General features: G+C 61.6%; 23 protein-coding genes. 9 read left to right on the top strand and 14 right to left on the bottom strand.

What is annotated here, in order from left to right; translation table 11 throughout:
* Positions 1-93 precede the first annotated feature (93 nt).
* On the bottom strand, positions 94-1,242 hold the full coding sequence (yiaY, locus tag Q7F16_RS07570) for an L-threonine dehydrogenase (RefSeq protein ID WP_014336993.1): 1,149 nt from the start codon (positions 1,240-1,242) through the stop codon (positions 94-96).
* 140 nt (positions 1,243-1,382) lie between these two features.
* Here yiaY and Q7F16_RS07565 point away from each other — a divergent pair, with 140 nt between their 5' ends.
* Positions 1,383-2,402, top strand: a complete 1,020-nt coding sequence (locus Q7F16_RS07565; RefSeq protein ID WP_014336992.1) for a DUF4917 family protein — start codon at positions 1,383-1,385, stop codon at positions 2,400-2,402.
* A 159-nt stretch (positions 2,403-2,561) separates the two neighbouring features.
* On the opposite strand, the gene Q7F16_RS07560 is transcribed toward Q7F16_RS07565, so the two are convergent.
* From Q7F16_RS07560 to Q7F16_RS07535, 6 genes are all read right to left on the bottom strand, one after another.
* Positions 2,562-2,906 carry a YegP family protein gene (locus tag Q7F16_RS07560; RefSeq protein WP_014336991.1) on the bottom strand — a complete coding sequence of 115 codons (345 nt, stop codon included), beginning with the start codon at positions 2,904-2,906 and terminating at the stop codon, positions 2,562-2,564.
* An 81-nt stretch (positions 2,907-2,987) separates the two neighbouring features.
* On the bottom strand, positions 2,988-3,569 hold the full coding sequence (locus Q7F16_RS07555) for a DJ-1/PfpI family protein (RefSeq protein WP_014336990.1): 582 nt from the start codon (positions 3,567-3,569) through the stop codon (positions 2,988-2,990).
* A gap of 234 nt (positions 3,570-3,803) precedes the next feature.
* Positions 3,804-5,021, bottom strand: coding sequence for a class I SAM-dependent methyltransferase (locus tag Q7F16_RS07550; protein ID WP_014336989.1), 1,218 nt, complete (start codon positions 5,019-5,021; stop codon positions 3,804-3,806).
* A 227-nt stretch (positions 5,022-5,248) separates the two neighbouring features.
* Positions 5,249-5,866 (bottom strand): TPM domain-containing protein, encoded by a 618-nt coding sequence (locus Q7F16_RS07545; protein ID WP_014336988.1) that lies wholly within the window; start codon positions 5,864-5,866, stop codon positions 5,249-5,251.
* A 27-nt stretch (positions 5,867-5,893) separates the two neighbouring features.
* Positions 5,894-6,643: a TPM domain-containing protein gene (locus Q7F16_RS07540; RefSeq protein WP_046065157.1), complete on the bottom strand. Its 750-nt coding sequence runs from the start codon at positions 6,641-6,643 to the stop codon at positions 5,894-5,896.
* A 16-nt stretch (positions 6,644-6,659) separates the two neighbouring features.
* Positions 6,660-7,268, bottom strand: coding sequence for a LemA family protein (locus tag Q7F16_RS07535; RefSeq protein WP_079303749.1), 609 nt, complete (start codon positions 7,266-7,268; stop codon positions 6,660-6,662).
* Positions 7,269-7,519: 251 nt separating this feature from the next.
* Between Q7F16_RS07535 and bglX the strand changes: the two genes are divergently transcribed.
* Complete coding sequence (gene bglX / locus Q7F16_RS07530) at positions 7,520-9,811, top strand: beta-glucosidase BglX (RefSeq protein ID WP_014336985.1); 2,292 nt, start codon at positions 7,520-7,522, stop codon at positions 9,809-9,811.
* 129 nt (positions 9,812-9,940) lie between these two features.
* On the opposite strand, the gene Q7F16_RS07525 is transcribed toward bglX, so the two are convergent.
* The 5 genes from Q7F16_RS07525 to Q7F16_RS07505 form a co-directional block, all read right to left on the bottom strand.
* Entirely contained in the window at positions 9,941-11,098 is a 1,158-nt protein-coding gene (locus tag Q7F16_RS07525; RefSeq protein WP_079303745.1) for a phospholipase D-like domain-containing protein, read from the bottom strand.
* Between the two features lies 1 nt (position 11,099).
* Positions 11,100-11,690, bottom strand: coding sequence for a YceI family protein (locus tag Q7F16_RS07520; RefSeq protein ID WP_046065161.1), 591 nt, complete (start codon positions 11,688-11,690; stop codon positions 11,100-11,102).
* A gap of 207 nt (positions 11,691-11,897) precedes the next feature.
* On the bottom strand, positions 11,898-12,209 hold the full coding sequence (locus Q7F16_RS07515) for a hypothetical protein (RefSeq protein WP_046065162.1): 312 nt from the start codon (positions 12,207-12,209) through the stop codon (positions 11,898-11,900).
* The gene (locus tag Q7F16_RS07510) at positions 12,206-13,300 is read right to left on the bottom strand and encodes a serine hydrolase domain-containing protein (protein WP_409555840.1); all 1,095 of its coding nucleotides are present in this window, start codon (positions 13,298-13,300) and stop codon (positions 12,206-12,208) included. The genes Q7F16_RS07515 and Q7F16_RS07510 overlap by 4 nt, the downstream gene beginning before the upstream one ends.
* A 183-nt stretch (positions 13,301-13,483) precedes the next feature.
* Entirely contained in the window at positions 13,484-14,356 is an 873-nt protein-coding gene (locus Q7F16_RS07505; RefSeq protein WP_046065164.1) for an acyl-CoA dehydrogenase, read from the bottom strand.
* A gap of 144 nt (positions 14,357-14,500) precedes the next feature.
* Here Q7F16_RS07505 and olsB point away from each other — a divergent pair, with 144 nt between their 5' ends.
* Together olsB and Q7F16_RS07495 are read left to right on the top strand one after the other, a co-directional pair.
* Complete coding sequence (gene olsB, locus Q7F16_RS07500; protein ID WP_046065165.1) at positions 14,501-15,256, top strand: L-ornithine N(alpha)-acyltransferase; 756 nt, start codon at positions 14,501-14,503, stop codon at positions 15,254-15,256.
* Positions 15,256-16,050 carry a lysophospholipid acyltransferase family protein gene (locus tag Q7F16_RS07495; RefSeq protein WP_409555841.1) on the top strand — a complete coding sequence of 265 codons (795 nt, stop codon included), beginning with the start codon at positions 15,256-15,258 and terminating at the stop codon, positions 16,048-16,050. The genes olsB and Q7F16_RS07495 overlap by 1 nt, the downstream gene beginning before the upstream one ends.
* Before the next feature lie 113 nt (positions 16,051-16,163).
* Here the strand turns inward: Q7F16_RS07495 and Q7F16_RS07490 are convergent, their stop codons facing one another.
* A complete protein-coding gene (locus Q7F16_RS07490; RefSeq protein ID WP_046065167.1) occupies positions 16,164-16,748 on the bottom strand; it encodes an acyl carrier protein phosphodiesterase in 585 nt (194 codons plus the stop codon).
* Positions 16,749-16,906: 158 nt separating this feature from the next.
* Here Q7F16_RS07490 and Q7F16_RS07485 point away from each other — a divergent pair, with 158 nt between their 5' ends.
* The 4 genes from Q7F16_RS07485 to Q7F16_RS07470 all read left to right on the top strand — a co-directional run bounded on the left by Q7F16_RS07485 (position 16,907) and on the right by Q7F16_RS07470 (position 20,285).
* Positions 16,907-17,209 (top strand): ArsR/SmtB family transcription factor, encoded by a 303-nt coding sequence (locus Q7F16_RS07485; RefSeq protein WP_014336977.1) that lies wholly within the window; start codon positions 16,907-16,909, stop codon positions 17,207-17,209.
* A gap of 17 nt (positions 17,210-17,226) precedes the next feature.
* Positions 17,227-18,393, top strand: coding sequence for an MFS transporter (locus Q7F16_RS07480; protein ID WP_409555842.1), 1,167 nt, complete (start codon positions 17,227-17,229; stop codon positions 18,391-18,393).
* Positions 18,394-18,427: 34 nt separating this feature from the next.
* Entirely contained in the window at positions 18,428-19,477 is a 1,050-nt protein-coding gene (locus Q7F16_RS07475; RefSeq protein WP_046065169.1) for an alkene reductase, read from the top strand.
* A gap of 181 nt (positions 19,478-19,658) precedes the next feature.
* Positions 19,659-20,285 carry a hypothetical protein gene (locus tag Q7F16_RS07470; RefSeq protein ID WP_046065170.1) on the top strand — a complete coding sequence of 209 codons (627 nt, stop codon included), beginning with the start codon at positions 19,659-19,661 and terminating at the stop codon, positions 20,283-20,285.
* A gap of 212 nt (positions 20,286-20,497) precedes the next feature.
* On the opposite strand, the gene Q7F16_RS07465 is transcribed toward Q7F16_RS07470, so the two are convergent.
* Complete coding sequence (locus tag Q7F16_RS07465; protein WP_046065171.1) at positions 20,498-21,130, bottom strand: TetR family transcriptional regulator; 633 nt, start codon at positions 21,128-21,130, stop codon at positions 20,498-20,500.
* 275 nt (positions 21,131-21,405) lie between these two features.
* Between Q7F16_RS07465 and Q7F16_RS07460 the strand changes: the two genes are divergently transcribed.
* Positions 21,406-22,563: an efflux RND transporter periplasmic adaptor subunit gene (locus Q7F16_RS07460; RefSeq protein ID WP_046065172.1), complete on the top strand. Its 1,158-nt coding sequence runs from the start codon at positions 21,406-21,408 to the stop codon at positions 22,561-22,563.
* Positions 22,564-22,566: the final 3 nt, after the last annotated feature.

Raw genomic sequence — 22,566 nt, 5'->3', positions numbered from 1 at the left:
AGGCTCGGAATGCTCATTTACAACCCGTAAACTCCGCTTCCTCGCCTGTTTTCGCCTTGCCTGATCGCCGCTCGGCGACTTTTCATACAAAGCCTAGAACGCGCTGCGGAAAATCTCTTCGATCTGCCGCTGGTCCGCCGCCCGTGGGTTGGTCAGGCCGCAGGCGTCTTTCAAGGCGTTGGCGGCCAGCACCGGTACGTCATTGAGGCGTACGCCCAGGTCACGCAAACCGGCCGGAATGTCTACATCAAGGGCCAGTTTGCGGATCGCCGCAATGGCGTCCCGGGCCCCTTCTTCCGGGCTGAAACCCCGTGTATCGGCGCCCATGGCATGGGCCACGTCGGTCAGGCGAACGGCGCACACCGAAGCGTTGAAGCTCTGCACATGAGGCAACAGCACCGCGTTGCACACCCCGTGAGGCAGGTCGTAGAAGCCACCCAACTGATGCGCCATTGCGTGCACGAAACCTAACGATGCATTGTTGAACGCCATCCCCGCGAGAAACTGCGCGTAGGCCATGTTTTCCCGGGCTGTCAGGTCGTTGCCGTCACGCACGGCCAGGCGCAGGTTGTTGCTGATCAGGGTGATGGCCTTCAGAGCGCAGGCATCGGTAATCGGATTGGCGGCGGTAGAAACATAAGCTTCGATCGCGTGGGTCAGTGCATCCATGCCGGTGGCGGCCGTCAGGCCCTTGGGCATCGCCACCATCAGCGCCGGGTCGTTCACCGACATCAATGGGGTCACGTTGCGATCGACAATCGCCATTTTCACGTGACGGGTCTCGTCAGTGATGATGCAAAAACGGGTCATTTCGCTGGCGGTGCCCGCCGTGGTGTTGATGGCGATCAGCGGCAACTGCGGCTTGCTCGAACGGTCGACGCCTTCATAGTCACGAATCTGCCCGCCGTTGGTGGCGCACAGGGCGATGCCCTTGGCGCAGTCGTGGGGCGAACCACCGCCCAGCGACACGACGAAATCACACTGACTCTCCTTCAGCAGCCCCAGCCCGAGCTCGACATTGGCGATGCTTGGGTTGGGCTTGGCGCCGTCGAAAATCACCGAGTCGATGTCCTGTATCGCCAATAACTCGGCCACCTTGGTGGCGACGCCGGCCTTGGCCAGCCCCGCGTCGGTGACGATCAGGGCTTTGCGAAAGCCGTAGTTGCGAATAGCGGTCATCGCTTCATCGAGGCAGCCCAGCCCCATGATGTTCACGGCGGGAATGAAAAAAGTGCTGCTCATGGGGTCACGCTCCTGGTTGAGGCCGGATCGGCAGGGCCTACAGAATGACCGACTAGTCATGACGCATCTTGATCTGGCTCAAGACTGGGTCGTGATAAAGTCGCGCCCTGCCTTTGCCACGTTTTGAGATGATCCTTGCGATGACCGATTTCCAGGAATACGACACCCGGCTCGAAGACTGGGAGGCCCTGCGCGCCGACACCGCCTTCAACGGCCTGCTGCTGGGCAACGGCGCCAGCCGCGCGGTGTGGGATGATTTCGGCTATGACTCGCTGTTCGAAAATGCCCGCACCGTCGAGGAAAAACCCCTGAGCCCGTCGGAGCTGAGCGTGTTCGACGCGATGCAGACGCGCAGTTTCGAGCAGGTGCTCGCTGCGCTGAAAACCACCAGTCGGGTCAACAAGGCCCTGGCCGTCAGCTCTGCCGCGCCGCGCAATCGCTATTACGCGATCAAGGAAGCACTGATCAACACCGTGCATGCGGTGCACATCCCATGGCGCCTGGTGCAACCGTCGACCCTGGCGACGCTCAACCAGGAGCTGAGCCGCTACCGCACGGTGTTCACCACCAACTACGACCTGCTCAACTACTGGGCAAGCCAGCAGGCGCCCGAGAGCATCAGCGATCTGTTCTTCGGCGATGACCACAGTTTCGACCTGAGCCAGGCGAGCACGGACAAACCGCGCCTGCTGTACCTGCACGGCGGCCTGCACCTGGTGCGCAACCAGGACGGCACGGCGCGCAAGCTCACGTCCACCGAAGGCACCTTGCTGGGCAGTTTCGCCATCAACAACACGATCAAGACCCTCGACGATGTGCCGCTGTTCGTCAATGAAGGCCCGAGCCAGGACAAGCTCAAGACCATCCGCAGCAGCGATTACCTGTCGTTCTGCTACGACCAGTTACTGCAGCATGGCGACAACCTGTGCCTGTTCGGCCATGCCCTGGGCGAACAGGACCGGCACATTGTCCATGCCCTGCGCCTGGCCGCACCGAAAACCGTGGCGATTTCGATCTACCCCCGTAGCCAGGCGTTCATCCAGCATCAGAAGCGGCATTACGCCAAGGTGTTCCAGGGGCTGGAGGTGCAGTTGCGCTTCTTCGATGCGAAGAGCCATCCGCTGGGCGATCCGAAGTTGTCGGTGCCGGTGGAGGTTTAAAACACGTGTGGAGGGGGGATCCATGTGTGGGAGCAAAGCTTGCTCGCGATGAACGATGACTCGGTTAGCCTGCACAACCGCAGCGCCTGCATCGCGAGCAAGCCTTGCTCCCACACATAATTCCCCCGCCACAGGCTAGGCGCCCTTGTTGCCGTTCTGTCAGAGCGCAGCCACCGTCTTGTCCTTGATGACCGTCGTCGGTCCGTTGGCCCTGACGCTGGCGATGCCTTTGTCCCGGGCCGCGTCCGATGAATAAGCCTCACTGCTGCCAATCACTTCATGGTTGGCCGCCTTGAGGTTGAAATACGGATGGCCGTCCTTGGTGTTCTTGAGTTCATAGCGCTCGGCCAACGGACTGTTTTTCTGCACCGAAGCAATGCCACCGTCGGCACCGCTGCGGGTGGTGTACAGCTCACTGGTCAAGATTGTCTCGGCGTTGGCCGCCTTGAGCACAAACCGAAACTGGCCGCTGCTGCTTTTGCTGATTTCGTACCATCCGGACATGATTTTTCTCCTGGCAATGAAGACATGCCCCGAGAGTAAAGACCCGCTGCGCTTGCCTTGCCAGTCCGCTGTGCGGCGTTATTACAAAGTGATGGCCGTGCCCAGCAGCGTCAGGAAACCCGCCAGCCAGTTCGGATGCGCAGGCCAGGCCGGTGCCGTTGCGAGGTTGCCCTGGACATGGCCCTGGGTCACGGGAATGTCGATATAGGTCCCGCCCGCCAGCCGGACTTCCGGAGCACACGCCGGGTAGGCGCTGCATTCACGGCCTTCGAGGATGCCCGCCGCCGCCAGCAATTGCGCACCGTGGCACACTGCGGCAATGGGCTTGCCCGCCAGATCGAAATCGCGCACCAGTTGCAGGACGGTTTCATTCAGGCGCAGGTATTCCGGCGCTCGCCCACCCGGCACCAGCAGCGCATCGTAGTCGGCGGCCTGGACGTTGGCGAAGTCATGGTTGAGGGCGAACAAGTGCCCCGGTTTTTCACTGTAGGTCTGGTCGCCTTCGAAATCGTGGATCGCCGTGCGCACCGTCTGTCCGGCGGTTTTGTCCGGGCACACGGCGTGCACGGTGTGGCCGACCATCTGCAGGGCCTGGAACGGCACCATGACTTCATAATCTTCGACGTAATCGCCGACCAGCATGAGGATTTTCTTGGCGGGCATGGGGTGGGCTCCTTTGGGGATGCGTGGGTGGTTAACGCATTAAAGGTAGTCCGCTACGTCGATAGATGAGGGATAAGCGCTGATTACCTGACGGGCTGCACCTCTACCCTTGTGGGAGCGAGTCCTGTGGGAGCAAAGCTTGCTCGCGATGAACGATGACGCGGTTCCAGCAGTTGAACCGTGTCGCCCTTATCGCGAGCAAGCTTTGCTCCCACAGGGTTCGGTATAGCTGCTTCAGGCGAGGTAACCATCAGCCCGCAGCAACGTTTCGAGGCAGTGCTCGGTGATGTGGTAGAAGGCCTTGAGTTCCTGGATCTTGGCCAGCAGCTCGGTGGGGTCCACCGGTTCGGTGCGTTTGACGGCCAGGATCATCTTGTTCTTGTTGGTGTGGTCCAGGGAGATGAACTCGAAGACCTTGGTCTCGTAGCCGCAGGCTTCCAGGAACAGCGCCCGCAAGCTGTCGGTGACCATTTCCGCCTGCTGGCCCAGGTGCAGGCCGTATTGCAGCATCGGCTTGAGCAAGGCCGGGCTCTGGATCTGCAAGCGGATCTGCTTGTGGCAGCACGGCGAACACATGATGATCGAGGCGCCCGAGCGAATGCCCATGTGGATTGCGTAGTCGGTGGCGATGTCGCAGGCGTGCAAGGCGATCATCACGTCCACCGCGCTCGGCGCCACGCTGCGCACGTCACCGTGTTGGAAGCTCAGGCCCGGGTGTTCCAGGCGCGCGGCGGCTTCGTTGCACAGCTTGACCATGTCTTCGCGCAGCTCGACACCGGTCACCACGCCTTCGGCCTGCAAGGTGTTGCGCAGGTAATCGTGGATGGCGAACGTCAGGTAGCCTTTGCCCGAACCGAAATCCGAGACCCGCACCGGTTTGTCCAGGGCCAGCGGCGAAGACGTCAGCGCATGGCTGAAGACCTCGATGAACTTGTTGATCTGCTTCCACTTGCGCGACATCGCCGGAATCAGCTCGTGCTTGTGGTTGGTCACGCCCAGGTCGGCCAGAAATGGCCGGCTCAGGTCGAGGAAGCGATTTTTCTCACGGTTGTGTTCGGCAGATGGCACTTCCCGCAGTTGCTGGGGCTTGCTCTTGAACAGCGAGCTCTTGCCCTTCTTGCTGTACTCCAGCTGCGCCTCGTCGGTGACCGCCAGTAAATGCGCGTTCTTGAACGATGCCGGCAACAGCGCAGCAATGGTTTCCACCCCTTCGGCCAGGGGGAAATTCTTGGTGATGTCGCGGGTCTTGTAGCGGTAGACGAAGGACAGGCACGGCTGGTCCTTGACCGTCAGCTGCTTGATGATCAGCCGCTGGAGGTCCGCTTCGTCACCCACGTACTTGGCCAGCACCAGTTTGATGAAAGCGTTTTGTTCAAGGCTGGTGTGCAGCAGCTCGATGAACTGGGTGTGGTGATCCGGCGCGGGACGGACGGGCGTTGCGGTGGCAGACATGAAAAAACGGCCTCGGGGCGGGGCGAATCGGGAATGGCGGTATTTTAGGGGGGATGGGCAGCGAGGGCACGGAAAAGTTGGTGTGGCGAGCAGTAGCCTCTGTGGGAGCAAGGCTTGCCCGCGATGAATACGCCGCGATAGTGCAGGCTCACCGCGTTATCGTTCATCGCGAACAAGCTTTGCTCCCACAGGCTTTGTTCCCACAGGCTTGTGCTGGCAGGGAATTTTCAGCCCAGCACCACCAACCGATTCGGCAGCTCATTGCGCTCCTGGGTCACCGGCACGTGCTCCTTGAGCAATTCGCCGCAAGCTTCGATGCAGGTCACGAAACCCTGCAAGGTCTGCCCCTGGCGAACCTGCTGGGTGAACGCTGCGACGATGGCATCCCAGCATTTGTTGTCCAGGCGCTTGGAAATGCCTTCATCGACCAGGATTTCCACGTACCGCTCAGCCTCACAGACAAAGATCAGCATCCCCGTGCTGCCCACGGTGTGGTGCAGGTTCTGCTCGAGGAATTGCCGGCGCGCCAGGTTGGAGGCCCGCCAGTGACGCACGGAACGGGGGATCAGGTGCGTGGTGATCCTGGGGATGCGAAACACCAGGCACAGCACAATGAAACTGACCCACTGCACCAGCAACAGGCTGTGCATGGCCAACCAGCCGGTGAGGTAATGGACCACGCCAGGCACCACCAGGGCCAGCAGGCTGGCCCAGAGCAGCGGGATATAAGCGTAGTCGTCGGCGCGGGCGGCCAGCACCGTGACCAGTTCGGCGTCGGTATGCCGCTCGACCCGGGCGATGGCCTCGGCGACCTTGCGTTGTTCGTGTTCAGTCAGTAATGCCATGTTAAAAGTGCCTGCTCATTATTATTATCACCAGCCGCCCGACGAACCGCCGCCCCCGAAACTGCCACCGCCGCCACTGAAGCCCCCGCCGCCTCCGCCGCCGAAGCCTCCACCGGAACCGCCCGAACGGCTGGAGCCACCGCTTCCGGTCGGCAGGATACCGAGCATCTGGCAGACCAATATCGTCAAAATAAACAGTATCACCAGGAAGATGAACAGCCCGGGATGGCGCTCGACGAAATCACTCGGCTCTTGCTGCCCGTCCGCACTGTACGCCGGCGCCGGCTCGTCCAACGGGCTGCCGCCCAGCACCACCAGCATCGCCGCGACGCCGTCGCTGATGCCTTTGTTGAAGTTGCCGGTCTTGAAGGCCGGGGTGATCACCTGGTTGATGATCACCGAACTCTGCGCGTCGGTCAGGCGATCCTCCAGGCCGTAGCCCACCTCGATGCGCAGTTTACGGTCATCCCGGGCCACGATCAGCAGTGCGCCGTTGTTTTTATCCTTCTGCCCGATGCCCCAGTGGCGCCCCAGTTGATAACCGAAGTCTTCGATGCTGCTGCCTTGCAGGTCCGCCAGGGTCACGACGACCACCTGTTCGCCGGTGGCCTGTTCATGGGCCTTGAGCTGCGCTTCCAGTTGCGCGCTCACCGACGGTTCGAGCATCTGCGCGGCGTCCACCACCCGCCCGGTCAATGCCGGAAACTTCAGCTCGGCCTGGGCCGTGATGGCAAACACCCAGAACAACAGCACAAGGCCAAATTTCAACACTCGCATCGCTCCCACAGTTTTTTCAGAACTTCACTTCAGGGGCTTTTTCGGCATTCGGGCTGGTGGCCTCGAAGGTTTCGCGGATCGGCAGGTCGCTGTACATCACGCTGTGCCACAGGCGCCCCGGGAACGTGCGGATTTCGGTGTTGTACTTCTGCACGGCCAGGATGAAGTCGCGGCGGGCCACGGCGATGCGGTTCTCGGTGCCTTCGAGCTGCGATTGCAACGCCAGGAAATTCTGGTTGGCCTTGAGGTCCGGGTAACGCTCGGACACCACCATCAGCCGGCTCAACGCGCCGGTCAACTGGTCCTGGGCCTGCTGGAACTGCTTGAGTTGTTCCGGGTTGTTCAAGGTGTTGGCATCCACCTGGATCGACGTCGCCTTGGCCCGCGCTTCAATCACCGCAGTCAGGGTTTCCTGCTCGTGCTGGGCGTAGCCCTTGACGGTTTCCACCAGGTTGGGAATCAGGTCGGCGCGGCGCTGGTACTGGTTCTGCACCTGGCCCCAAGCGGCCTTGGCCTGTTCGTCCAGGGTCGGGATGTTATTGATGCCGCAACCGGCCAGCAACGTGGTGAGCAGCATCAGGGCCAGCATCGGCAAGCTGCGAAGGTGGTTCAGTCGTGGATTCATCGGGTGGAGCTCTCCCTTGCATGACATTGGAAAAACCCGGCCACCTATCTCACCGGCGCCTGGGGCATAATCTGCCGCCGCACTGGATTGAAACGGGTCGATGGGCTAAAAGATGCGCAGTGCGAAACTAAGTTCAGCCCAATGGGTTCGAAAGTGTGCTGCATTTAACTGAACAACAATAGCCGCTCCTCACATTTTGGCTGACCGGCGTGTCCTGATTACCGCCCTTTAGGCTTGCGAGAAAATTATTCATGAAGAAGCTGTGTTTGCTGGGTCTGTTTGTCAGTCTGGCCAGTCACTCCGTATTGGCCGACAACCTGCCAGCCCCCATAGAGAACAAGGACGCCTTCATCAGCAACCTGATGAAGCAGATGACCCTCGAAGAGAAGATCGGCCAATTGCGCCTGATCAGCATCGGCCCGGAAATGCCCCGGGAGATGATTCGCAAGGAAATCGCCGCCGGCAACATCGGTGGCACGTTCAACTCCATCACGCGCGATGAAAACCGTCCGATGCAGGACGCGGCCATGCGCAGCCGGTTGAAGATCCCGATGTTCTTCGCCTATGACGTGATCCACGGCCACCGCACGATTTTCCCGATCCCCCTGGCCCTGGCCTCGAGCTGGGACATGGACGCGATCTACCACTCCGGCCGCATCGCGGCCAAGGAAGCGGCCGCCGACAGCCTGGACATCACCTTTGCGCCGATGGTCGACATTTCCCGTGACCCGCGCTGGGGCCGCACCTCCGAAGGTTTCGGCGAGGACACCTACCTGGTGTCGCGCATCGCCGGGGTGATGGTCAAGGCGTTCCAGGGCAACGGCGCCAACGCGGCCGACAGCATCATGGCCAGCGTCAAGCACTTCGCCCTGTACGGCGCGGTGGAAGGTGGCCGGGACTACAACACCGTGGACATGAGTCCGCTGAAAATGTACCAGGACTACCTGCCACCCTACCGCGCCGCCATCGACGCGGGTGCCGGGGGGGTGATGGTCGCGCTGAACTCCATCAACGGCGTGCCGGCGACCGCCAACACCTGGCTGATGAACGACCTGCTGCGCAAGGAATGGGGCTTCAAGGGCCTGGCGGTCAGTGACCACGGCGCCATTTTCGAACTGATCAAGCACGGCGTCGCCAAGGACGGTCGCGAAGCGGCGAAACTGGCGATCAAGGCCGGTATCGACATGAGCATGAACGACTCGCTCTATGGCAAGGAACTGCCAGGGTTGCTCAAGGCCGGTGAAATCGAGCAGAGCGACATCGACAACGCAGTGCGCGAAGTGCTCGCGGCGAAATACGACATGGGCCTGTTCAAGGATCCGTACCTGCGCATCGGCAAGGCCGAGGACGACCCGGCCGATACCTATGCCGAGAGCCGCATGCACCGCGCCGATGCCCGTGACGTGGCGCGTCGCAGCCTGGTCCTGCTGGAAAACCGCAACCAGACCCTGCCCCTGAAGAAGACGGCGAAAATCGCCCTGGTCGGCCCGTTGGCCAAGGCACCGATCGACATGATGGGCAGTTGGGCTGCAGCCGGGCGTCCTGCGCAATCGGTCACCCTGTTCGACGGCATGACCCGCGCCCTGGGCGCTGACTCGAAGCTGATCTACGCCCGTGGCGCCAACATCACCGGCGACAAGAAGGTGCTCGACTACCTGAACTTCCTCAACTTCGACGCCCCGGAAGTGGTAGACGACCCGCGCCCGGCCCAGGTGCTGATCGACGAAGCGGTGAAAGCCGCCAAGGATGCCGACGTGGTGGTGGCCGCCGTGGGTGAGTCCCGTGGCATGTCCCATGAATCGTCGAGCCGTACCGAACTGAACATCCCGGCCAGCCAACGCGAGCTGATCAAGGCCCTGAAAGCCACCGGCAAGCCGCTGGTGCTGGTGCTGATGAATGGCCGTCCGCTGTCGTTGCTGGACGAGAAACAGCAGGCCGATGCGATCCTGGAAACCTGGTTCAGCGGCACCGAAGGCGGCAACGCCATCGCTGATGTGCTGTTCGGCGACTACAACCCGTCGGGCAAGCTGCCAATCACCTTCCCACGCTCGGTGGGGCAGATTCCGACCTACTACAACCACCTGAGCATCGGCCGGCCATTCACGCCAGGCAAGCCGGGCAACTACACCTCGCAGTACTTCGATGACACCACCGGCCCGCTCTATCCGTTCGGCTACGGCCTGAGCTATACCGAGTTCAGCCTGTCGGACATGGCCCTGTCGTCGACCACGCTGAACAAGACCGGCAAGCTCGATGCCAGCGTGACGCTGGAAAACACCGGCAAGCGTGACGGCGAAACCGTGGTGCAGCTGTACATCCAGGACGTGACCGGCTCGATCATTCGCCCGGTGAAGGAACTGAAGAACTTCCGCAAGGTGATGCTCAAGGCCGGCGAGAAGAAAGTCATCCACTTCACCATCACCGAAGACGACCTGAAGTTCTTCAATGCCCAACTCAAGTACGCGGCGGAGCCGGGCAAGTTCAACGTGCAGATCGGCCTGGATTCCCAGGACGTGAAGCAGCAGAGTTTTGAGTTGCTCTGATCCCCAGGCAACACAACCCATGTGGGAGCGAGCTTGCTCGCGATAGCGGCTTAACATTCAACTCAGATGTTGAATATCAGACCGCCATCGCGAGCAAGCTCGCTCCCACAGTTTTATCTGGGGGGCGGGCTAGCCGCGTCGATCCAGCAAGTTCACCACCACCCGATCCACCAACCCCCACAGCCGCTGCTTGAAGCGCTTCCACAATGGCCGGCGCTGCCAGGCGTCGAGGCTGACTTGCAGGCTCTGGGCGAAATCCCGCTCGAAACTGGCCGCCACGGCACTGCTGAGCCTGGAATCCAAGGCTTCGAGGTTGGCTTCCAGGTTGAAGCGCAGGTTCCAGTGATCGAAGTTGCAGGAGCCGATGCTGACCCAGTCGTCCACCAGCACCATCTTCAGGTGCAGGAAACACGGCTGGTATTCGAAAATCTGCACGCCGGCCTTGAGCAGTCGCGGGTAGTAACGGTGCCCGGCGTAGCGCACGGAGGGGTGATCGGTGCGCGGGCCCGTCAGCAGCAGGCGCACGTCGATACCGCGGGCGGCGGCCTTGCGCAAGGAGCGGCGCACATTCCAGGTCGGCAAAAAATACGGCGTCGCCATCCAGATGCGTTTCTGGCCGCTGTTCAATGCCCGCGACAGCGATTGCAGGATGTCGCGATGCTGGCGGGCGTCGGCATACGCCACCCGGCCCATGCCCTCGCCCACCGGCGGTACCCGCGGCAGGCGCGGCAAGCCGAAGTTGGACGCCGGTTTCCAGGCTCGCCGATGGCGGTTGGCGAGCCACTGGCGGTCGAACAGCAACTGCCAGTCGAGCACCAGCGGGCCGACGATTTCCACCATCACTTCGTGCCACTCACTGCGGTCGTCGAGGGGGTTCCAGAATTCATCGGTCACCCCGGTGCCGCCGACAACGGCCAGGCGTTGGTCCACCAACAGCAGCTTGCGGTGATCCCGGTAAAGGTTGCGCACCCAGCGGCGCCAGCTCAGGCGATTGTAGAAACGCAACTCCACCCCTGCCTCGGTCAGACGCTTGCGCAGGGCCAGGGTAAACGCCAGGCTGCCGTAGTCATCGAACAGGCAGCGCACGCGAACACCACGTTCGGCGGCCTGCACCAGCGCCTGGACCATCGCCTCGGCGCAAGTGCCCGCCTCTACCAGGTACAGTTCCAGCTCGACCTGTTCCTGGGCACGGGCAATTTCCACCAGCATGCGCGGGAAGAACTGCGGGCCGTCGATCAACAGCTCGAAGCGATTGCCTTCACGCCAGGGAAATATCGGGCCGCTCATGTCAGCGCGCCGTGAAAATCAGCACCGCATTCACCGGCACCGAGAGGCTGATGGCCGACAACCCGGCCAGGTTGCGCAGCTTTTCCAGCCCCGGCGCCAGATCGAAATCCGCCGCGTTGAGCACCACCGGTTCCAAGGTCACCACTTGGAAGCGGCGTTCATCCAGGCGCGTCGCCAGCAGTTCGACGGGGTATTCATGTTGTTTGCCGTGCAGGTTCACCGTCAGCGGCAGACGCAACTCCAACTGCGCGCCGTTGGCCAGGTCCTGGATCGGCGCCAGGTCGATCTTTGCGGTGACAGTGGCTTCGGCAAATTGCTGGATCTCGAACAGCTCGGCCCGCATGCGTTCATCACGCAGGGGAATGCCGCTGTTGATGGATTCCAGCTCCACTTCCAGGCGCGCCAAGCCCTCGGGCTGGACTTGACCGTGCAGCACCAGGAACCGCTGGACCTCGGAGACGTTGCCGTTTTTGCTGCTGATGAACGACAGCCGCGACGATTCGCTATCCAGGTACCAGTCGGCCTGGGCCGGCAGCGCTGCGCAGGCCAGCAGCAAGCTGGCGGCCGCGTGAGGGAAAAACCGCTTGAACATACACACTCGGGGGGCAGATAAACCTGTGGCGAACCTTAACCGGGCCGAGGGCGCTTGCAAACTGTCTGTTTCAATAACGGCCAGGAAGACACAGAACCTGGGGTGAAGGGGTTTATCTGTGGGAGCAAGGCTTGCCCGCGATGGCGGCCTCAAGGATGCCATCGCGGGCAAGCCTTGCTCCCACAGGCCTTGTTGCCAACGGTTAGTTCAGGGCTCCAACCGACACCCCTGCCGCTCACCCACCCATTGCGCACTGTTGCTACGCCCCAACCCGCTGACGGTGACGCGTTTGGCTTCAGGCGCATCGAAAAAATCATCGGTGGGCACTGACTGCTTCACATAACCCCGGCAATACTCGACCGGTTGTTGCATTACATAGCGGCACGAGCAGTATTCCTTGGCGGTGTAGGCACTGATGATGTCGGGGAAGGCCCGCAATGCCACCCGCTCCAGCCAGACCCAACTGAACAGGGCGATGAGCAGTATCGACAACAGGGTGAGCAACACTTTGCGCTTCATGGCTGCACCGTCCCGGCGAACGCCGCCATGGCGCGCTTGAGCAGTTCGTTATGGCGATAGCCGCCGTCGCGGTCGTCGCCGTAGCGCACGATCACCAGTTTGGCGCTGGGAATGATGTACAGCGCCTGGCCCCAATGGCCCAACGCGGCAAAGGTATCCGGCGGCGCATCGGGCCAGGGATGGATCGCCGGATCGGCGGCGCGGTTGAGCCACCAATGCCCGCCGGGCACGGCTTCGTCCTGGCCGGCCTGGAAGTGGGCAAAAGGTTCACGATTGAACGCGACCCAGGCCTTGGGGATCAGTTGCCGTTCGCCCCAGCGGCCGTCCCGCTGCAGCAACAACCCGACACGCGCCAGGTCCCGTGCGGTGAGGTAGGCATAGGACGATCCCACGAACGTGCCGCTGGCGTCGGTTTCCCAGGTGGCGTAGCGGATGCCCAGGGGTTCGAACAAGGCCGTCCAGGGGTAGTCGGGGTAGCGCGCCGGGCCGACGATGGTCTTCAAGGCCGCCGCCAGCAAGTTGCTGTCACCGCTGGAATAACGGAACGCCTGCCCCGGCAGGCTGAAGCTCTCATGCTGCGCAGTGAACGCCGCCATGTCATGACGCCCACGGGTATAGAGCATCGCCACCACCGAAGAGTTGAGCGGTGCGTATTCGTAGTCTTCCTGCCAGTCCAGGCCTGAGGCCCAGTGGAAAAGATCGGCCAGGGTCAGGCCCGGGTGCCGGCTCAGTGGCGGGTAGTACTTGGCGGCCGGGTCTTGCAGGCCAAACAGCTTTTCACCGTAGGCCACGCCGAACACCGTCGCCAGCAGGCTTTTGCTGATGGACCAGGTCAGGTGCGGAGTCTGGGCGGTGGTCGGCCCGGCGTAGCGTTCGTAGACCAGCCGACCGTCCTGGATCACCAGCAGCGCATCGGTGCGGATGCCCTCGCGGCTCGCATCGTCCCGGGGTGGGAAGGCGTATTGCTCCAAGGCTTCGATGGCCGGCCCGCTCGGTGGCGGGCCACTTGGCCATTGCTCGCCGGGCCAGTCTTCGGCGTGGGCGCTCAGGCTGAGCAACAGCAGCGGGATCAGGAACCAGCCTTTGGACATGCTCGGGGCTCGCAGGATTGAACCTTCAGAGCCTATTCAGACTTGATGACAGTTTCGAGGCTTGTGTGACCCCCTGTGGGAGCGAGCTTGCTCGCGATAGCTGTTTGTCAGTCGCCATATGCTTAGCTGACACTCCGCTATCGCGAGCAAGCTCGCTCCCACAGGGGTCAGTCGCTTGAAGGACTAACCCAACGCCTTGGCCAAGCGCTTGGCCCGCGCCCCCGCCCCAATCTCCATCACCCCTTTATCCCGCGTCCACATCTCGCGCCACGTCGCAGGCCCGGCGGCCAGGGCAGCGTTGAGTTCGCCGTCGAGCCCCTGGAACTGAGCGAACAACCCGCCCAGCAGCACGTGCCCGGCAGCGCTGGAAGGGTTATGTCGACTGACCTCCGCGCAACCGGCGAGCAACGCCAGCAGGCGCAATTGCAACGCCTGGGGCCAGGCACATTCCTGCCCGACGCCATACAACCAGGCGGTCATCGCGCTGAGCACATAAAGGTCTTCCAGGGTGCGGAACGGTTTGACGTAGGCGTCCCAACCGTCGCCCGCCAGCAACTCGCACAACGCGCCGTCGAGCAGGACGCGGCCATGGCTGATGTCCGGCATCAGGGCAATGGCGGGCAGTTTTTCCAGGGTGACGCCGGGCTCACCCGCATAGGCGACTGCCAGGTTCAGCCGTGGCGTTTCACCGGGCGCTTCGCAGCGAGCGGCAATCAGCAGCCACTCGGCGGCGTCGCCGGCGGTGACGAAATCCTTGCGTCCGCTCAGGCGCAAGTCGTCGAGGCGGGTTTGCATGTCCGCCGGGCGCAGGCTGCGCTGTTCGGTGGCACACAAGGCACCGAGGCTCTGCGGCGCGCTGGGCCACAGCACCCGCAGCGCCGCCTGGTACCCCACCAGGAACGCCAGGCCCGGCGTGGCCATCAAACGTGCCCCGGTCACGGCCAGTTCGAACGGCGTCACCGGCCCCAGGCGTTGCAGCAACGCTGAATAACCTTCGGCCAGGTCCGGATGGGCGGGCAGGCGCTCGCCGCGTTCGATCAGTGTGTGCCAAGGCATAAGAGGCTCCTTGAGGGCTGTCACATAAGCATCACCAAAGCTTCATGGCGATGACACCGGGGCTACATAGCCTGACTTTGCACAACATGGCTGCATAAAGAAAGTCGACAGGCTGCAACTGAACAGCCCGCACGGAGATTCGCTATGACCCAGATCGCCCGCATCAGCGACACCGGCAATGAACGCCGCCTGCAAGCCGAACGCCTGATCGGCGCCCAAGCCTTGCAAGAAGCACAGGCCCTGCGCTTCAACGTCTTCAGCGGCGAATTCAACGCCAAGCTCAAGGGCGCGGAAATGGGTCTGGACATGGATGACTATGATGTTCACTGCGACCACATCGGCGTACGCGACCTGAACACCGGCCGCCTCGTGGCGACCACTCGCCTGCTCGACCACCAGGCCGCCAGCAGCCTGGGCCGGTTCTACAGCGAAGAAGAATTCAGCCTCCACGGCCTGGTCCATCTCAAGGGCCCGATCCTGGAAATCGGCCGTACCTGCGTCGACCCGGCCTACCGCAACGGCGGCACCATCGCGGTGCTCTGGGGCGAACTGGCCGAAGTCCTGAACGAAGGTGGCTACAGCTACCTGATGGGCTGCGCGAGCATTCCGATGCAGGATGGCGGTATCCAGGCCCAGGCGATCATGCAGCGCCTGCGCGAACGCTACCTGTGCACCGAACACCTGCAAGCCGTGCCGAAAAAACCCTTGCCGACCCTGGACGTGCCGTCCAACGTCATCGCCGAGATGCCACCGCTGCTCAAGGCCTATATGCGCCTGGGCGCGAAGATTTGCGGCGAGCCGTGCTGGGACGAGGATTTCCAGGTGGCCGACGTGTTCATCCTGCTCAAGCGCGACGAACTCTGCCCGCGCTACGCCCGCCACTTCAAGGCAGCGGTGTAATGAGTCGGTTGCGGGTGTACGCGCGTATCGCGCGAGTGTTGCTGGTGGTGACACTGGGCCTGAGCATGGCCAGCGTCTTCGGTCTGTTCGAACGCCTGGGGATCGCCAACTCGATGGTCCGTCGCCAGCGCTGGTCGCGGTTCTTCATGGCACGGCTGAGCCATGCCCTGCCCTTTTCCGTCACTGTCCACGGTCAACTGCCGCAACGACCGATGCTGTGGGTCAGCAACCATGTGTCCTGGACCGACATCCCGTTGCTGGGCATGCTCACGCCGCTGTCGTTCCTGTCCAAGGCCGAAGTGCGCACCTGGCCGGTCGCCGGATGGCTGGCAGCCAAGGCCGGCAGCCTGTTTATCCGGCGCGGTTCGGGCGACAGCCAATTGATCCGCAAGCAGATGAGCCGCCATCTGGAACAGGCCCATTCGCTGTTGATGTTCCCCGAAGGGACCACCACCGATGGCCAGACCTTGCGCACCTTCCACGGTCGCCTGCTGTCAGCGGCCATCGACGCCGATGTCGCGTTGCAGCCGGTGGCGATCCGTTACCTGCGCAACGGTGAACCGGACTCGCTGGCACCGTTCATTGGCGATGATGATTTGCTCTCGCATCTGATGCGCTTGTTCGCCAATGATCGGGGTGAGGTGGAAATCCATCTGCTGGAACCGATTGCCTGCCACGGCCAGGAACGCGCGGCACTGGCCTTCCAGGCGCAGCAGGCGGTACACAAGGCGTTGTTCGGGATAATTCCAGAGAAACAGCAATTGCCGGTGCGGCCTGCTGCGATTGCGGCCTGACCCGGATCTCTGCGCAACCCCCTGTGGGAGCGAGCTTGCTCGCGATAGCGGCTTAACATTCAGCAGATGTGCTGGCTGATACACCGCTATCGCGAGCAAGCTCGCTCCCACAATTAGTCCTGCAGCGTGACTTGGTTTTGAGCAAAATCCTGAAGCTGTGGGTAGAACAACCGAAAGTCTTCGCTCAACGGCTCATAGAGCCTGATCAACTCCGGCATCGCCCCAGCCAGCTCCTCGGGTCGGGACAGGCGGCGGGAAATACCGCGCAGCACCTGCCCAAGCACCTCGAACTCCTGATAAGACCCCAGCCAGTCATCCGCCGCCATGTGCGGCGCGATGTGCGCCAGGCGCCCCGGTAGCTGCGGTTCGGTGCTGAGCACCTGGTAAACCCGGGAGGTGAAATCCAGCAGCGGCCCTTCGCCGTACAACGTCCAGTCCCGGGCCAGGCAGTGGTCGAAAAACACATCGAGCACGATCCCGGCATAGCGCCGTCGCACCGTGGAAAAGCGCGACAGGGCGATGTCCACCAAAGGATGGCGGTCGGTGTACATGTCAATGCGCCGATGCAGGGCAATCGCCGCTTCGATCCGTGGGTCGTAGAGCCCTTGCAGCGGTCCCTTGACGAAGTCGCCGTAGAGGCTGCCGAGTAGTTGTTCCCGGCCGGGGCCGCCGAGGTGCAGGTGCGCGAGATAATTCATGGCCTGCAGCTTAGCACCCCCAGGCCAATATCGTTATAACCCGATATAGCGATTTATTCGGCATTCAGATCAAATCCATATTGGTATATCGCGAAGTAACGATTTAAAGTTCGCCTCATCGCGATATAGCGTTTTACTCACCCCCGAGCTTGCCACCCATGACCCTCGACCTCGACGAAATAATAAAAGCCCTGGCGCACCCAGTACGGCGAGACATCCTCAACTGGCTCAAAGACCCCAAGGTCCAGTTCCCCGAACAGTTGCACAACCACGAATTCGGCATTTGCGCCGGGCAGATCGACCAGCGTTGCGGCCTGTCGCAATCGACGGTGTCTGCGCATTTGGCGGTGTTGCAACGGGCGGGGCTGATCACCAGCCAGAAGGTCGGCCAATGGCACTTCTTCAAACGCAACGAGGACGTGATCCAGCAGTTCCTCAAGCAAATGAGCCAAGAGCTCTGACCTGACAAGGATCCATCATGCCCCTCTCACTCCTGATCCTGGCCCTGAGCGCCTTCGCCATCGGCACCACCGAGTTCGTCATCATGGGCCTGCTGCCCGAAGTGGCGGCCGACCTGGGTGTGTCGATTCCTGGCGCCGGCTGGCTGGTGACCGGCTACGCCCTGGGCGTGGCCATCGGTGCGCCGTTCATGGCCCTGGCCACCGCCCGGCTGCCGCGCAAGGCCGCCCTGGTAGCGTTGATGGGGATTTTCATCGTCGGCAACCTGCTCTGCGCCATTGCCAGCGACTACAACGTGCTGATGTTTGCCCGGGTCGTCACGGCCCTGTGCCACGGCGCGTTCTTCGGTATCGGTTCGGTGGTGGCTGCCAGCCTGGTGGCGCCCAACAAGCGCGCCTCGGCCGTGGCCCTGATGTTCACCGGCCTGACCCTGGCCAACGTGCTCGGCGTACCGCTGGGCACCGCACTGGGCCAGGAAGCCGGCTGGCGTTCGACCTTCTGGGCCGTGACCATCATTGGAGTGGTGGCGCTGATCGGCCTGATTCGCTTCCTGCCGGCCAAGCGCGATGAAGAAAAACTCGACATGCGTTCGGAACTGGTGGCGCTCAAGGGTGCTGGTCTGTGGCTGTCCCTGAGCATGACCGCGCTGTTCTCCGCCTCGGTGTTCACCCTGTTCACCTATGTCGCACCGCTGCTGGGTGAAGTGACCGGCGTATCGCCCCGTGGCGTGACCTGGACCCTGGTGCTGATCGGCCTGGGCCTGACCCTGGGCAACATCATCGGCGGCAAGCTGGCGGACAAGAGCCTGGCGAACACGCTGATGGGCGTCTTCATCACCATGGCCGTGGTGTCCACCGTACTGAGCTGGACCAGCGTGGCGCTGATCCCCAGCGAAATCACCCTGTTCCTCTGGGCCACCGCCTGCTTCGCCGCCGTGCCGGCCCTGCAAGTCAACGTGGTGACCTTCGGCAAAGACGCGCCGAACCTGGTCTCCACCCTGAACATAGGCGCCTTCAACATCGGCAACGCCCTGGGCGCCTGGATCGGCGGCAGTGTCATCGACCATGGCCTGGGCCTGACCTCCGTGCCCCTGGCCGCCGGCGCGCTGGCCGTGCTGGCGCTGCTGGTCACCCTGATCACTTTCCGCCAGGGCGGCAATGCCGACCTGGCGCCGGCAACTCACTGACTTTTAACCCTTCCACTTTCGAGGTTTGTATTTCATGGCGACTATTTTCGACCCCATCAAACTCGGCGACATCGAGTTGAAGAACCGCATCATCATGGCCCCGCTCACCCGCTGCCGCGCCGACGCAGGTCGCGTGCCCAACGCGCTGATGGCCGAGTACTACGTGCAACGCGCATCCGCCGGCCTGATCCTCAGCGAAGCAACCTCGGTCACGCCGATGGGCGTGGGCTATCCGGACACGCCGGGCATCTGGTCCAACGACCAGGTGCGCGGCTGGTCCAACGTCACCAAGGCGATCCACGGCGCTGGCGGCAAGATCTTCCTGCAACTGTGGCACGTGGGGCGGATCTCCCACCCGTCGTACCTGAACGGCGAAACCCCGGTGGCGCCCAGCGCGATCCAGCCCAAAGGCCACGTGAGCCTGGTGCGTCCGCTGGCCGACTACCCGACCCCACGCGCACTGGAAACCGCTGAAATCGCCGACATCGTCGACGCCTACCGCGTCGGTGCCGAGAATGCCAAGGCCGCCGGTTTCGACGGTGTGGAAATCCACGGCGCCAACGGCTATCTCCTTGACCAGTTCCTGCAAAGCAGCACCAACCAGCGTACCGACAGCTACGGCGGTTCCCTGGAAAACCGTGCCCGCCTGCTGCTGGAAGTGACCGACGCAGCCATCGAAGTCTGGGGCGCCGGCCGGGTTGGCGTGCACCTGGCACCGCGCGCCGACTCCCATGACATGGGTGACGAGAACCGCCTGGAAACCTTCAGCTACGTGGCTCGCGAGCTGGGCAAGCGTGGCATCGCCTTCATCTGCTCCCGTGAGAAGGAAGGCGACGACAGCATCGGCCCGCAACTCAAGCAGGCTTTCGGCGGCCCGTACATCGCCAATGAACGCTTCACCAAGGACAGCGCCAATGCCTGGCTGGCCGAGGGCAAGGCCGATGCCGTGGCCTTCGGAGTGCCGTTCATTGCCAACCCCGACCTGCCGGCACGCTTGAAAGCCAATGCACCGCTGAACGAGGCGCATCCGGAAACGTTCTATGGCAAAGGGCCGGTGGGGTACATCGATTACCCTGTGCTCTAATCAATAGCCGGTAAAAAGCCCTGCCTCGAAAGAGCCAGGGCTTTTTATTTGCCTTTAAATATCCAGTCAAACTTCCAAACTTTCTAAAAGCCGTTCAACTCTTCATATTATCGCCAACAATAAAACAACCCGAGCTGTCGCAGCGCAGCCACTAACAAGCACTATTGAAAAGGAATTCAAAGTGAACAACTTCACTGAAAACACTCAACCGACCAGCAGCAGTATTTATGAAAACCTACTCTCCCAATTCAACTACGCGCCACTGACAATACTGTACGAATACATCAAGTCGCTCGACACGCAAGACTACACCCAGGTGCTCAAAGCCTTGATGGAAAAGGCCAGGCAGAACGACGATGTCAACCGGCAGCTTCAAACCTGGGAACAGGAAAGCGTGCGCCCAAACCGCAGCCGTTTCCTGGTGAAGTTAATCAATCATACCGAGCAGGCTCTTGAGGTCGGTGAAAACAATCTCAATTTGAGTGCCAATGAACAAGCATTCATGAATATTCTCCCCTGGGACATCCAGGCCTTGAAGTTCGACTTCTTTTATTCCAGGCCATTGGGCAGTCGCAGCCAGGACATCTTCAAGCGCTTTATTATATTTGGAGACCAGGCACTCGGCTTTCGCTTCGACTTCGGTTTGCGCGTCAATACTTCTTTCGGTGTTATTTCACCGACGCTGACGCCCGTCCGGACAAACAAAGTGGCCTCTATCGGCACAACCGCCATCAAATGCGTGACCCGGATCATTCATTCGTCCAATGAGGAACCGTATGGTTTTACCGTGGAGATCACACTGAGCTGAACAGGCGACCCCGTCAGATCGGTCTGACGGGGCATCTGCCTACCGCTTCAGACGCCCTTCTCTGACCGGAATTCTCATCCGTTTTGACAGGAGCGAAACAAATTTCCTACAAAATTCGCCGCCTATTGCCTATCAACCGCGCCCGTGTCGGTTTATAAAAGCACCCTTACGCGGATGTATCGACACAAACCGACGCAGTTACGCATTTTGTTTCATTTGCGCAGGCTGGGGCTCAAGTGCAGCATGTCCAGCCCGATCTCCACCCAGCGCTCGGCCTCACCCGCCAGGGCGAAGCTGTCGGGGGCCAGAAGCCACTGGTACAAAATGCCGTCGATATAGGCATGAATGGCAACTGCCGCCCTTTCGGGGTCCAGATCATCCGGCAACTGGCCGCGTCTCATCGCATTGCGCAACGACAGGGCGATGCGCACATTGCAGTCGAGGCTGACCTCGCGTCGCTGCTGGCGCAAATCGCACATTTCATCGGTGAATTCACACTTATGGAACAGGATCTCATTAATGCGCCGGGTTTTCGGGTCCAGGGCCACGTCCTGGAACAACCGGACCAGCAGCTTGCGAATACAGCCCAGCGGATCAAGCTCTTCTTCCCTTTCACTGGCACGGGCCAGCTCATCAAGGGGCTCGTGCAGGGTATCGAGCATGGCCTGGAGCAGGTCCGCCTTGTTGCTGAAATGCCAATAGATGGCACCGCGCGTCACACCGGCCAGTGTCGCGATGTCGGCCAGGGTCGTACGCGCCACGCCACGCTCGAAAAAGGCCTTTTCGGCCGCTTCGAGTATCTGGCTGCGAGTCTCCTGGGCTTCCTCTTTGGTACGACGGACCATGGCAGTAAACACCTCAATCAGGATGCGTCAGCAACGCGTCAGCAACGCGTAAGAATCAGCGGAACAAAATATGAGGCGACGTATCTTGGAACGCGTCCCCGATCTACGCTGGCCTTTGTCAGGCTTTTGTAAAGCCGGATGTTACGCAATTTGGCTGTTTACAAACAACCATGTACGTAAGTATATTTCTTAGCATCCTACTAATTGAATTACTGCTGCTTTTTACCTTTCCACCTTCGAGTGCGCCCGTTACGCGCCTGGACCCGAGGATTTCCATGCAATTCAAGCCAGCTGTTACTGCCCTGGTTACTGCCATCGCCCTGGCATCGCTGCTCAGCGGATGCAAAAAGGAAGAGGCCGCACCTGCTCCTCCGCCTCCTCAGGTCGGTGTCGTAACCCTCAAGACCCAGCCTTTCACCCTGACGTCGGAGCTTCCGGGACGCACCAGCGCGTTCCGCGTCGCGGAAGTACGTCCGCAGGTCAACGGCATCATTCTCAAGCGCCTGTTCAAGGAAGGCGCCGACGTCAAGGCCGGCCAGCAGTTGTACCAGATCGACCCCGCCGTCTATGAAGCGACCCTCAAGAGCGCCGAGGCCAACCTGCGTTCCACCAAGTCGATTGCCGACCGCTACAAGCAACTGGTGGACGAACAGGCGGTGAGCCGTCAGGAATACGACACCGCCGTGGCCAACCGCCTGGAGTCGGAAGCCAACCTGCAGACCGCCCAGATCAATGTGCGCTACACCAAGGTCTACGCGCCGATCTCCGGCCGTATCGGGCGTTCCTCGGTGACCGAAGGCGCGTTGGTAAGCAATGGTCAGACCGACGCCCTGGCGACCATCCAGCAACTGGACCCGATCTACGTCGACGTGACGCAGAGTTCGGTCGAGCTGCTGCAACTGCGCCGCGAGCTGCAGAGTGGTCGTTTGCAGAAGGCCGGTGACAATGCAGCCATGGTCAAGCTGACCCTGGAAGACGGCAGCCAATACCCACACGAAGGCAAGCTGGAATTTTCCGAAGTGTCGGTCGACCAGACCACCGGTTCGGTGACCTTGCGCGCCGTATTCCCCAACCCTGACCACACCCTGCTGCCGGGCATGTTCGTCCATGCGCAACTGCAGGCCGGCGTGAACAGCGCGGCGATCCTGGCACCACAGCAAGGCGTGACTCGTGACCTCAAGGGTGCTCCGACCGCCCTGGTCGTTGGCCCGGACAACAAGGTCGAACTGCGTCAGCTCAAGGCCAGCCGCACCGTCGGCAGCCAATGGCTGATCGAAGACGGGCTCAAGGCCGGCGATCGCGTGATCACCGAAGGGTTGCAGTTCGTACGCCCAGGCGTGGAAGTCAAAGCCACCGAAGCCACCAACGTCGATACCAAGAACCCGGCCCCCGCACAGGCAGCTGATAAAGCCGCCGGCGGCAAAGGGGAGTAAACC

This window comes from Pseudomonas sp. Lb2C2 (assembly GCF_052112205.1).
Lineage (GTDB): Bacteria > Pseudomonadota > Gammaproteobacteria > Pseudomonadales > Pseudomonadaceae > Aquipseudomonas > Aquipseudomonas kilonensis.
This window is presented reverse-complemented; position numbering and strand designations above follow the sequence as displayed.

What these genes read in the sequence shown, in the direction of transcription:
- Q7F16_RS07565 (WP_014336992.1), top strand. Translation starts at nt 1,383, where the DNA reads ATGACCGATTTCCAGGAATACGACACCCGGCTCGAAGACTGGGAGGCC.
- Q7F16_RS07540 (WP_046065157.1), bottom strand. Translation starts at nt 6,643, where the DNA reads ATGCGAGTGTTGAAATTTGGCCTTGTGCTGTTGTTCTGGGTGTTTGCC.
- Q7F16_RS07555 (WP_014336990.1), bottom strand. Translation starts at nt 3,569, where the DNA reads ATGCCCGCCAAGAAAATCCTCATGCTGGTCGGCGATTACGTCGAAGAT.
- Q7F16_RS07460 (WP_046065172.1), top strand. Translation starts at nt 21,406, where the DNA reads ATGCAATTCAAGCCAGCTGTTACTGCCCTGGTTACTGCCATCGCCCTG.
- Q7F16_RS07545 (WP_014336988.1), bottom strand. Translation starts at nt 5,866, where the DNA reads ATGGCATTACTGACTGAACACGAACAACGCAAGGTCGCCGAGGCCATC.
- bglX (WP_014336985.1), top strand. Translation starts at nt 7,520, where the DNA reads ATGAAGAAGCTGTGTTTGCTGGGTCTGTTTGTCAGTCTGGCCAGTCAC.
- Q7F16_RS07495 (WP_409555841.1), top strand. Translation starts at nt 15,256, where the DNA reads ATGAGTCGGTTGCGGGTGTACGCGCGTATCGCGCGAGTGTTGCTGGTG.
- Q7F16_RS07490 (WP_046065167.1), bottom strand. Translation starts at nt 16,748, where the DNA reads ATGAATTATCTCGCGCACCTGCACCTCGGCGGCCCCGGCCGGGAACAA.
- Q7F16_RS07480 (WP_409555842.1), top strand. Translation starts at nt 17,227, where the DNA reads ATGCCCCTCTCACTCCTGATCCTGGCCCTGAGCGCCTTCGCCATCGGC.
- Q7F16_RS07510 (WP_409555840.1), bottom strand. Translation starts at nt 13,300, where the DNA reads ATGTCCAAAGGCTGGTTCCTGATCCCGCTGCTGTTGCTCAGCCTGAGC.
- olsB (WP_046065165.1), top strand. Translation starts at nt 14,501, where the DNA reads ATGACCCAGATCGCCCGCATCAGCGACACCGGCAATGAACGCCGCCTG.
- Q7F16_RS07550 (WP_014336989.1), bottom strand. Translation starts at nt 5,021, where the DNA reads ATGTCTGCCACCGCAACGCCCGTCCGTCCCGCGCCGGATCACCACACC.
- Q7F16_RS07475 (WP_046065169.1), top strand. Translation starts at nt 18,428, where the DNA reads ATGGCGACTATTTTCGACCCCATCAAACTCGGCGACATCGAGTTGAAG.
- Q7F16_RS07505 (WP_046065164.1), bottom strand. Translation starts at nt 14,356, where the DNA reads ATGCCTTGGCACACACTGATCGAACGCGGCGAGCGCCTGCCCGCCCAT.
- yiaY (WP_014336993.1), bottom strand. Translation starts at nt 1,242, where the DNA reads ATGAGCAGCACTTTTTTCATTCCCGCCGTGAACATCATGGGGCTGGGC.
- Q7F16_RS07520 (WP_046065161.1), bottom strand. Translation starts at nt 11,690, where the DNA reads ATGTTCAAGCGGTTTTTCCCTCACGCGGCCGCCAGCTTGCTGCTGGCC.
- Q7F16_RS07560 (WP_014336991.1), bottom strand. Translation starts at nt 2,906, where the DNA reads ATGTCCGGATGGTACGAAATCAGCAAAAGCAGCAGCGGCCAGTTTCGG.
- Q7F16_RS07525 (WP_079303745.1), bottom strand. Translation starts at nt 11,098, where the DNA reads ATGAGCGGCCCGATATTTCCCTGGCGTGAAGGCAATCGCTTCGAGCTG.
- Q7F16_RS07465 (WP_046065171.1), bottom strand. Translation starts at nt 21,130, where the DNA reads ATGGTCCGTCGTACCAAAGAGGAAGCCCAGGAGACTCGCAGCCAGATA.
- Q7F16_RS07535 (WP_079303749.1), bottom strand. Translation starts at nt 7,268, where the DNA reads ATGAATCCACGACTGAACCACCTTCGCAGCTTGCCGATGCTGGCCCTG.
- Q7F16_RS07515 (WP_046065162.1), bottom strand. Translation starts at nt 12,209, where the DNA reads ATGAAGCGCAAAGTGTTGCTCACCCTGTTGTCGATACTGCTCATCGCC.
- Q7F16_RS07485 (WP_014336977.1), top strand. Translation starts at nt 16,907, where the DNA reads ATGACCCTCGACCTCGACGAAATAATAAAAGCCCTGGCGCACCCAGTA.